The organism is Pleionea litopenaei (assembly GCF_031198435.1).
GTDB classification, from domain to species: domain Bacteria; phylum Pseudomonadota; class Gammaproteobacteria; order Enterobacterales; family Kangiellaceae; genus Pleionea; species Pleionea litopenaei.
This window is the reverse complement of sequence record NZ_CP133548.1, coordinates 555,110-565,265: the sequence shown is the minus strand read 5'-3', so window position 1 is coordinate 565,265 and position 10,156 is coordinate 555,110. Positions and strand designations below refer to the sequence as shown.

General features: G+C 40.7%; 10 protein-coding genes. 1 reads left to right on the top strand and 9 read right to left on the bottom strand.

Annotated features, from left to right (window positions below; translation table 11 throughout):
- Window positions 1-4: 4 nt before the first annotated feature.
- From Q9312_RS02490 to Q9312_RS02475, 4 genes are read right to left on the bottom strand one after another with little or no spacing between them, the layout of a single operon-like run.
- On the bottom strand, window positions 5-862 hold the full coding sequence (locus Q9312_RS02490; RefSeq protein ID WP_309202959.1) for a hypothetical protein: 858 nt from the start codon (window positions 860-862) through the stop codon (window positions 5-7).
- Window positions 863-870: 8 nt separating this feature from the next.
- The gene (locus Q9312_RS02485) at window positions 871-1,662 is read right to left on the bottom strand and encodes a hypothetical protein (RefSeq protein ID WP_309202958.1); all 792 of its coding nucleotides are present in this window, start codon (window positions 1,660-1,662) and stop codon (window positions 871-873) included.
- A gap of 3 nt (window positions 1,663-1,665) precedes the next feature.
- A complete protein-coding gene (locus Q9312_RS02480; RefSeq protein WP_309202957.1) occupies window positions 1,666-2,163 on the bottom strand; it encodes a phage tail protein in 498 nt (165 codons plus the stop codon).
- A 47-nt stretch (window positions 2,164-2,210) separates the two neighbouring features.
- Complete coding sequence (locus tag Q9312_RS02475) at window positions 2,211-4,616, bottom strand: phage tail sheath family protein (RefSeq protein ID WP_309202956.1); 2,406 nt, start codon at window positions 4,614-4,616, stop codon at window positions 2,211-2,213.
- Between the two features lie 1,264 nt (window positions 4,617-5,880).
- Between Q9312_RS02475 and Q9312_RS02470 the strand changes: the two genes are divergently transcribed.
- Entirely contained in the window at window positions 5,881-6,927 is a 1,047-nt protein-coding gene (locus Q9312_RS02470; protein ID WP_309202955.1) for an NAD(P)-dependent alcohol dehydrogenase, read from the top strand.
- Between the two features lie 120 nt (window positions 6,928-7,047).
- Here Q9312_RS02470 and Q9312_RS02465 read toward each other — a convergent pair whose 3' ends face one another.
- The 5 genes from Q9312_RS02465 to Q9312_RS02445 all read right to left on the bottom strand — a co-directional run bounded on the left by Q9312_RS02465 (window position 7,048) and on the right by Q9312_RS02445 (window position 9,930).
- Window positions 7,048-7,818: a hypothetical protein gene (locus Q9312_RS02465; RefSeq protein WP_309202954.1), complete on the bottom strand. Its 771-nt coding sequence runs from the start codon at window positions 7,816-7,818 to the stop codon at window positions 7,048-7,050.
- A 199-nt stretch (window positions 7,819-8,017) separates the two neighbouring features.
- Entirely contained in the window at window positions 8,018-8,374 is a 357-nt protein-coding gene (locus Q9312_RS02460) for a tRNA-binding protein (protein WP_309202953.1), read from the bottom strand.
- A 41-nt stretch (window positions 8,375-8,415) separates the two neighbouring features.
- Window positions 8,416-8,829, bottom strand: coding sequence for a GFA family protein (locus tag Q9312_RS02455; protein WP_435408399.1), 414 nt, complete (start codon window positions 8,827-8,829; stop codon window positions 8,416-8,418).
- A 190-nt stretch (window positions 8,830-9,019) separates the two neighbouring features.
- Window positions 9,020-9,670 carry an HD domain-containing protein gene (locus Q9312_RS02450; RefSeq protein ID WP_309202951.1) on the bottom strand — a complete coding sequence of 217 codons (651 nt, stop codon included), beginning with the start codon at window positions 9,668-9,670 and terminating at the stop codon, window positions 9,020-9,022.
- Between the two features lie 8 nt (window positions 9,671-9,678).
- The gene (locus tag Q9312_RS02445; RefSeq protein WP_309202950.1) at window positions 9,679-9,930 is read right to left on the bottom strand and encodes a hypothetical protein; all 252 of its coding nucleotides are present in this window, start codon (window positions 9,928-9,930) and stop codon (window positions 9,679-9,681) included.
- Window positions 9,931-10,156: the final 226 nt, after the last annotated feature.

Below are 10,156 nucleotides of genomic sequence, written 5' to 3'. Positions count from 1 at the left end.
ATCCTTAATGCCTTTGTCTCACGGGTTTACCCGTAGAAGTCTGCCTTACTCTTGTTCGCTTCTTTTTATTGGTTATACTTTTCATTTCATTATTCTCGACGATTTCAATCGACAAGTGACCTATCTCTATCGAAAATGGCTCTTTAGTCACTCGTTTAATAGGCGCCTTCCGATTAAAATCTTGAGAAGGTTGTAGTTTTGTTAGATTGGACGATGATGATTTTTTTTCTGTTACTGGTTGAGCTCGATGGTGGATTTTCTCTATCGCTTTTGGTTTCTGTGAGCTTTTTCTAGTATCATGAGAATGTTCTTTGCTGCTAGCAGACTTATCGAACTCGCTTTTTTCACGAATACCATTGCCTTCATTTTGCATGTTAAGCATTAAGTTCTCATCGTTATAATTAGAACTAGCATGCTCATTAGAATCTTTAACACCCTCCTTTACGTCACTTCTTTGCAAAGGATTGATGATTACATTTTCATTATTTAAATGATTATTAACCAAAATGGTTTCGTTCTTAATTTCCTCTTTATTATTCGAAATGTAGGTTACTGCCATCGCCCTTAGCTGCTTAGCTTCACCTTCACGACTATTCCCTTCCTCACTATCTAGAGTTTCGCTAGCTTGTTTTGGCGAAAAAGAATCTGCTTGACCGACACTTGGCTTACCCACCTCTGCATACTCACCGCGCCCCTTTTCTAAAGTATTCAAAGGCTCAGCTGATTCAAGCGTGTTTTCTTCGATAAAGGGATCATCGATCGTTGCATCACCGGGCTGCTTAATTAATGGCTGCGAGAAAGAATAGCCAGTGATTACAGGCTCGGTTCTATTCAAAAGCTTGTTCACTAAATTCAGTCCCATATCAAGCATCACCCTCTCTCACTGACAATTAACTCAACAAAATTGTGACGTTGTACGGTAGAAAGCTTTAGAATTTCACTGAGCGACCATTGATATTGGCTTGCAATTAAATGAATATCGGAATTTAACGACGGCTGATTAGCCATAATTTTTTCTAAAAAATACGCTTGAGTTGAGAACTGGAGTTGTTGTTCCCCACAGCAATTTGCACATTGTGTTTGAATGGTTTCGTCTAACACCGGATTTAGATCATCTAACAAAGATAGCAACCTCTCTTTTGGCAGGTCTGATCGATGCTCAAGGATACAGTTTTCTAAAAGGTATTTTTCAGCTGACTCTTTAGACGTTCTTTCTAGGTTTATTTCATCTGCTCCATTAATTAATCGAATGCAGTCTCCTGACTTCAACTCGAAAACGCAGGTTCCGTTATCTAAAAGTTGATCAGCTTCAACGTATTCATCAAACTTAGATTGAAAGTCGTTATTCGATGTCTCTTTAAACTTTGTCAGAGAAAATCGAACTTCATATTTCTCGTCACAAAGACTGCAAAATGGATAAGCGACCACCTCATCGCCGAAGTATTGAATATGCAACTCAGCCAATAACCGATCTCTTTCGGCTGTACTGAGCAGCAAATTAAAATCCTTCAGCTCTATATCGGTTGACGTCGCTTCTAGTAATTCATCGAGTAACGCGAGTACTGTTCGAGTACTCGTATTCGTAACTGTTTGTTCTACTAAACCGTTGATCGGTCGCAAACTAACAACCGCCGGATAAAAGTGGCAGTGGTAGCTGTACAAGAACTAGCTCTCCGTAGGCTCGGTAACTGACTCATCACGCTCCCAACCTTCGCATTGTAATACCATCATTTCAATTGCAATGGCATTAGCATTCGCATCAAGTTCCGGCATTGCCTGATATTCAGAAACCCAGCATCGATACAGCTTATACGCTTTGGCAACATTTCCTTGCAGGTTGAGAAGTTCTACGATCACATCTTTGCGAAAGTCTTTCAACGACATGGCTGCATCACCATCTGTGCTGTGCACGAGATTTGACCAAGCTTCGAATTCAGGATCATGAGTAACGCCACGCTCAATTGTCACTGGTTCGAATTTTGAGCGCCCGGGAGAAATTCGATCACTACTGACATCTCCACCCTCTCTATGATTGACCAGTTCAGTCGATCTTTTTAACGCACTAATCTTACTAACACCAGCGACATAACGACCGTCCCATTTGATTCGAAACTTAAAGTTTTTATAAGGATCGAACCGGTGTGAATTAGCAGTAAATTGCATGCCTTGCTCCTTAATTTAATTTAAAACGTTAATATTTGATTAGGTGTTTAGCCTGCTTCTAATTGACCAGCAATTTGCTGAATAGAAAGAATCACAAATTCAGCTGGTTTTAACGGAGCAAAACCCACCACAATATTAACAATACCTAAGTTTCGATCGGCTTGGGTTGTGGTCTCACTATCGCACTTAACAAAATAAGCTTCTTTAGGTGTGCTGCCTTGAAAGGCCCCTTGTCGGAACAGACCATGCATAAATGATCCAACGTTTAAGCGAATTTGAGCCCATAAAGGTTCATCATTCGGTTCAAAGACGACCCACTTTAAGCCGCGATATAGACTTTCTTCCATGTAAAGTGACAAGCGACGGACTGGAATATACTTCTGCTCAGATCCAAAATCATTGTCGCCGTCCATGGTGCGAGATCCCCAATTAACGATTCCATTTGGAAACGAACGAATGGTATTGATCGCTCGAGGATTTAAGACACCATTTTCTCTATCAGAGAATTGTCGTTCGACCCCAACAACACCGCGTAACGAGGCTTCTATTCCAGCAGGTGCTTTCCACACACCACGAGATGTATCAATGCGAGCCATAAGTCCTGCAATCGCACCTGACGGTCCAACATGTATAACTCGTCCGTTTTCATTAACTTTAACTCGCGGATAAAAAACCGCAGCATGGTCGCTCACTAATCCCACTCGAAGATCATCGACACCAGCGGTTGCGCTTTCTGCGTCAGTCCAATCGCTAGGTGGATCCATGACTAAAAATGCTCTCGACTCTTGGCAAAAAATACTGGCTGGTCCATAAATATCAGTGATTGGTTGCGCAGGTTCGGCATCTTGCGGCAAAACCATAAGGTTGAACATATCGATGTCTCTGTCGGCGACTAGGAAAGCATCTTCGTAATCACTGAGCAAAGGTGCACTACCATCGTCACCTGCACTACCGGGCGTTTGTTGACCACTGGTTCCTGTCGTTCCAACACTGTACTGCTTTACATTCAACTCAACGGCTGCAGCTATCGCCGCAACCAAATTGGTGGGTGCTGTTGTGACGGTACCAATGTAGTTATCCGCAGCTTTGCTGTGCTCTAGACTCAAGCGATATCCATCTAAGGTTGCAGTCCAAAAGAATGTTCGTTTGTTGGCATTTCGATGGTTATTGATCGCATCTCGAATAATGGCTAACTTCTCTCTTACTCCACCACCAAAGTACATGGGGTCAGCTGAGTCAGACGTGACTAAATCGAAATTAATCGTTTGTGTGATGGCATTCCCGTCGCTGTCAACGGCAGGTAAAGTTATGTCAGTTAAACTGTCTTGGGTCAGCTGCGCTAAGGCGTTCCAGGTAGCCGCTGTCGTAAAATGCAAATTAACACCATTCGCGGCGGGTCGCGCTTCTGAATAAGAAGTGACTTCTAAACCACCTTGCCCACTGCCCAATCGCAAGCTCGCAGCAAGGTCATTTTGATTGGCCGAACGAACCAGCAAATCGCCGTCGTTATTTGATGTAAAACGGAATAAAACTGACGCATCCGCTGGCGCTTCATTGGCTCCAGGAGTGGGACCATCTTCCAAACTGACGGTACAAGTTGTACCTGCTAAATTTGCCAGCGTGAATGCAGACTCAATGGCACTTAACATTTCTGCTGCTAATTGCGTTCTAAACTCTACTATTGAAGGCCCAGCCAACGCCGAAACATCGATGTCACTAAAATCAACATCAACGAAGCGACTGCCATCTATGCTAATTTTCAGTTGATTCGTATCTACTTCATCGCCAAGTGCGTTTTCACATGCCGTTTGAAAACTTGCAGGATCGGAGCTGTCATAAATAATAGGCATTGCTGATTGCGAAAAACCAGCTGACGCACCGGGTGATGTACCACTGACTGACGCAGTTATTAACGCTGAATTTTGGTCAATATAGTCTGGAGCGAATAATGGACTGTTAGGATCCATCGATAAATTTTGAAATGATTCACTAGCAACTTCTTGCTGAACACCGGCAGCGTTGGTTTCTAGTCTAAAAATGGTTAAATTAAACGTCGACTCTGGTAACTGGCCTTTGTAATTAACTCTTACACGAATGGTTTCGCCCAACTTACCCGCTTGTTTTGCGGTTAAAACAAGCGTGCCATCTCCACCACTGGTTTGCAATTCAACACTTGCGGCAATAGCGCCATTAGCAATTCTCATAACATGACATTGCGTTCCACCATTTTGGAAAAATAGCTTCACTTGTCTCGATAAATCGCTCAATGAACTATCGCTAGAAAATATCCGCTCGTAATCACTGTAGCTTAAGCATAACTTTGGATCATTTAACGGACCTTGACGACTTCGACCTAACATTAATGCGACTGAGGTACTTACCCCAGCGATGGTTCTCACTCCGCTCGGTATTTCTTGCACATAAACGCCTGGATAGGTGGGATTAACAGCCATTCTATTCACTCCATGTAGATGTTTAATAAACCAGCACTATGTATAACAGACGTTTTGACATTCATATTGATTTCTAATTTCTAGAACCGACACATGAATCAAAACGCTCTGTCTCACAAAGAAGGGACTGCAAATCAACTCAAAAGAAGTTAGTGAATGGTGTGTACTGTTACGCATCCTTACGCAATAAAACCTGTAGGCCTACGAAAAGTTGTTCACTTTTTCTTTTAATTTCACCTTCGTATCTTAATCCTTAAAACACTCAATATAAAACAAGCTATATGACACTAAACCGTTCATTAACGCTTTAAATTTAGAACAGCCTGTTTATCTTATTCAGCGGCAAAGTTATTCAACCTGCCAGCACGGAAAACTGCATAAAAATTTAAAATATTTTAATTCGCACCAAATAGGTATCACCATAAAACATTAAGATTTCAATCCAGTGACGCGTGAGAAAAATCTCATCAACAAATAACCACTAGTAAATTAAGTGTTTAAATCTCACTAAAAAGATAGGTAGTTTTGATTTTGATCGCAATCAATATTTTTAGAATTTGTGAGGCACTCGAAAAGTAATCGTTCAAAATTAATCTCATTTCATCTTAACATTAATCTTATTTATCAAGCGTATTTATCAAGTTATTGAAAGCTATAGTTAATCTCCTAATGCGGTATATCAATATGAAATAGATATGATTCCTGGTGAATACAATATCTCATTAAGTATTATTTTTACCTCGCAACACTGCTAGCCAATAAATATATTGCAGTTTGATTTTTACGAGATTAAATATTAGACAATCAGAAAACGCTTACGCTTTATCACCGATACTTTCTCTAAATATTTCTTACGCTTTCTCAAAAAAAATATACCCGCATAAAAATATAGAAACGGAATTGAAATTGCCTAATATGCGCTTGCTTTAAATAAGCATTGGTTTAAACGGGTGGTTTAAATGGACATCCTGTAAAATAGTAGCTTTTTTAAAATAGTACTTTTTTAAAACAGTAAGGTTTTAAATTAATTAGGTTTTAAATGGTTATGGTTTTAAATGGTTATTCTTTTAAATGGATATTATTCTAAATGGACAAGGTTTTAATATGAGTATTGGTTAGTCATATTCTGTCAACCTATCGTCGAACCATTAGCTAGCCTAAAGAGATTCGGTGCACTTTTTAGACCTTTAACGCCCTAGGTTTTTACTCTTATCAGTGCTAAGGTTAGGTACTTGATTTCAAAAGAAACTTAGGACTTAAATCCATGAAAACTATCGGTTATGCAGCTCATAATGCTCAATCCAATCTTGAGCCATTTCATTTTGAACATCGGGCATTGCGTGAAAACGATGTGGCAATCGAAATATTGTACTCCGGTATTTGCCACTCTGACCTTCATCAGGTTCATGACGACTGGGGTGGCAGTCTTTATCCAATGGTGCCGGGTCATGAGATTGTCGGTAGAGTTATCGAAGTTGGTAGTCAAGTCAAAAATTATGCCGTGGGTGATTCAGTCGCCGTTGGTTGTATGGTCGATAGTTGTCAATCTTGCGACCAATGTGACGCAGGTGAGGAGCAATTTTGCCGTAAAGGCATGACGCCCACTTACAATGGAAAAGATAGACACACCGGCGAATTGACTTATGGTGGCTATGCGAAACATATCGTTGTTCGTGAAGAGTTTGTCTTGCGCGTTCCTGATGCTTTGGATATTACTCGGGCAGCTCCCATACTCTGTGCCGGCATTACAACATACTCCCCTCTGAAAGAGTTTAATGTAACCAAAGGATCACGTGTTGGCGTAGTCGGCCTAGGCGGCTTGGGTCATATGGCCGTCAAATTAGCTAAAGCTCTAGGAGCGACAGTCACAGTGATTACCCATTCAGCTTCGAAGATTGATCAAGCTAAGACGCTCGGCGCCCAACAAACATTACTCAGTAGTGACCAAGATGCGATGCAAGCGGCAAGCGGTAGTCTTGATTTAATCATTAATACCGTTCCGGTTAAACATGACTTGAACCCCTACTTACCTTTACTAGACGTTAAGGGAATGATGGTAATGGTCGGCCAAATAGGACCGGTAGAAGAACCCAACATTGCACCCATGATTATGGGTCGACGAGGCATAGTCGGTTCACTAATCGGTGGAATACCTCAAACTCAAGAAGTGCTCGACTTTTGCGCAAAACACGACATCCACCCTGAATGTGAATTAATTAAGATGCAAGATATTAACGATGCATTTAAACGTCTGGCGAATGGTGAAGTGTCACATCGATTGGTCATTGATATGCAAAATTTCTCTGGGTGATCTTTCTATAACAATAAAAAACTTAAATAGTAAAAAGCCCTAGTTAGACTAGGGCTTTTTTATTAATAGAATTACTAATAGACATGGCGATGATAAATCTTTGCGAGGAGCAATAGTACTCTAGGGCGTATTTGAACTTTGCGACTGAACGGTATAGCGCCATTTTTCGAGAGTGGTCAATCGATCTTGCAACTTCTGGTTGGTCGACTGTAATGATTGTAAGTTCTGCTTTAACTGCTCAATACTTTGGTTGCTAACTTGCGCCGACTTTACTCCTGCTAATTCTTGTTTAAGCGAGTTTACTGACTTTTGCTGAAGTTCGATCTGTTCTTTCAATATATCGATTTGAGTAGCAGAGGTCTCTACGCTCGAAAGAGCCGTTGTTGCAGACGCTTTAACTGAATTTATGGACTGGTTTAAAGCGTTTTTCTGCGCGGTAAGTGTGTCGCTAAGTTCTTTTATCTCCGCTTGGTTACGTCGCCACGCAGATGCCCACAGTTTATCCATTTGAGTCCACAATTCGTCAGTTTTTGACGCTAGTTCTTTAACTTTCACTTGCAAAGCTACTGCTGACTGGTCCATTTCTTCACCCGTCGCAGATAAGCGTTGTTCAAGATCCGCTATACGCTCTTGCGCCGCCAACAGGTTTTGACTTTGGCGATCAAACTGAGTGTACAACCAACCATTACCGCCTATGGCAATCAAAGCGAGCAATAACGCGGTAACCCAACCGCCTTTCGAACCGCCCTGCGGCGTCGTTTCTGTTTGAGAATGCTTCGGCTTTCGACTTGCAGCAGCCCTAACAAAATCATCACGTTCAGGGATTATCTCTGGAAGCGGCTCATTGCTGTTTGCATTTGGCTCGGTACGGTTATTATCTCTGTTGTTCATTTCTAATTTCTTATCTTTGACGTTCACATGATTTTAACGATATTTAGGCGTAATAACTATGCCTACTCTTTAAAACATCGGTTACTGTATGTTTTTTAGCCTATTTTAAGGATTTTACTGGCTATGCTCAGTATTCGACGTTAAAACCACATAGAAAGTTCGTCTAAATACCCCGATTATTGAATAACCGCTTGAGACTTTAAGACAGCATTGCTCCATTTAGGATCTTTTCAGACTGTTCGACAGCAGGATCTGGGACCGCCAAAACGACTGAACCATCCTCACGGTGAAACCCAGTCACTAAGCATTGCGACATAAAAGGACCTATTTGTTTTTCAGGAAAATTAAGGACCGCAATAACTTGTTTGCCGACTAGGTCTTCAATGGAGTAAAGATCGGTGATTTGAGCACTCGATCGCCTAATTCCAATATTTGGACCAAAGTCTATCGTCAATTTATAAGCGGGTTTCCTCGCTTCTGGAAAGTGCTCTGCTTTAACAATTGTACCCACTTTTAACTCGACTCGAGCAAAATCATCCCAAGTAATCTCGTTCATAACGACTTCTTCCTTTACCATAAATATCTTAAACTAGCCTTCTAATTTTTCACTCGAGATGGTTCGAAGCTCTCGTACTCAGGAAGCTTCATATTTAATGAATCCCAATTGGCTTTTGACGAAACAAAGTTATGGGACATCGGACGCTCGACAATATCATCATCTAAAAGGCCCAACCTCAGCCTAATACGGCCTTTATCGTCTGCGTTCGAACTAAAAATCGGTGACGCGCAATTTGAGCAAAAGTGACGTTCTCTGCCTGGCTTAAATTCAAAAGATTTGATTACATTAAAACCTTCGTAGACTTCAAAATCATCAGTTGCTACAAATCCATTAGTAGCGAACGCGCTTCCTGTCGACTTACGACAAAGGGAACAATGACAATGTATGATATCTAATATGGGTCCATGAACTTTTACCTTGACCATGCCACACAAACAGCTTCCTAAATACACGGCGAAATCCTATGGATTTTGATACGAAAAGTTCGCGTAGTTTACTACAGTTGGGTATTTGATAAAAAATAAAAGCTAACAACGAAGAGCGGATGAAACAATGTTCGAAAATGAGACATTGTCTAAAGTGTTCAAACCTGTAAATGCAAGCATTAGTCTAGCAATACAAGGTAAAGCGCTCGCACGGCACTCAAGAAAGCTTCGCAATCACCCAACTTAAATTTTGTCTCGCTTGATTTTCAAAATCTCTACGAAAGTATTCGGTATAGTAAATTGTTGGTTGTGATATGAACTGCTCGAGAAGTTTGATACGCCCTTTTCGATAAACGACACCAGGCACCCATTGATACTCCTGTCTAATCCAGTCTTCATATTGACTGTAAAGCTGCGGATCGGAGCCTAAAATACTCAAGTCTATATCCAACATCAGTTGTTCTTGAGCGGTTTCAGGGATTGAAGGATGCTTAGTCAACAAAATTAGATCTGAAACACGACTAATGGTTTCTTTCTTTTCACTAAGTCTTGATAAAGTTGCCACGGCTAACTCTGCACTAAGCGCTTCATTGTTACTCTTATAAGGAGAGTAAATCACATCATGAAACCAAATGGCTAATTCTAGCTCTCGTCGTTTATCGGGATTAACGTCTTGGCAATCTAAATGTGATAAGCACGCTTGAATGTGCTCTAAAGTATGATAAGCACGATGTTTCTCTCGATAATGGCTCTCGATTAAACAGAAGGTCGAAGAGATAACGTCAGCCGTCAGTGCTGGCCAAAGTAATTGCCAGCGTTTACTCAAACCATCGCTTAGTTGTGTGCTTTTAACGTCCAAATTATTCACACGATATTTTATTTCTCATTTAGTTTCTCATCTGTCTTTTCATCTTGCTCTGAGACGCTATTATCCTTTCCAGCACTATCACCTAACATTTCTGACTTTCTAAGACCACGAGACGACACTAAAAATAAAACCGCGGCGATAATGAAAACAACCACTTTTAAAGTCGGCGATGACTGGGTGGCCTCATAGCTACTCATTAGAATCAGTATCGATCCGAGCATGCCTACCAAAGACATCAGCTTTAATCTTGATATTTTCATAACTTCATTTTCATAGTATGTTTGATGAAAGCTATTATCCATTAACTATGATTTAGCTGTAAAGGCTATTAAAAATATGATTTATAGTAACTATACTAATGAGCCACGATTTCCACCGACTACTGAACACGGTCAAATGCCGGTCTTTAGGCTAAGAGCAACCTGCTGAAGCGATTGAAACGATTGAAACGAAAAAATATATAAGTAAATTATTGATATTATTAAC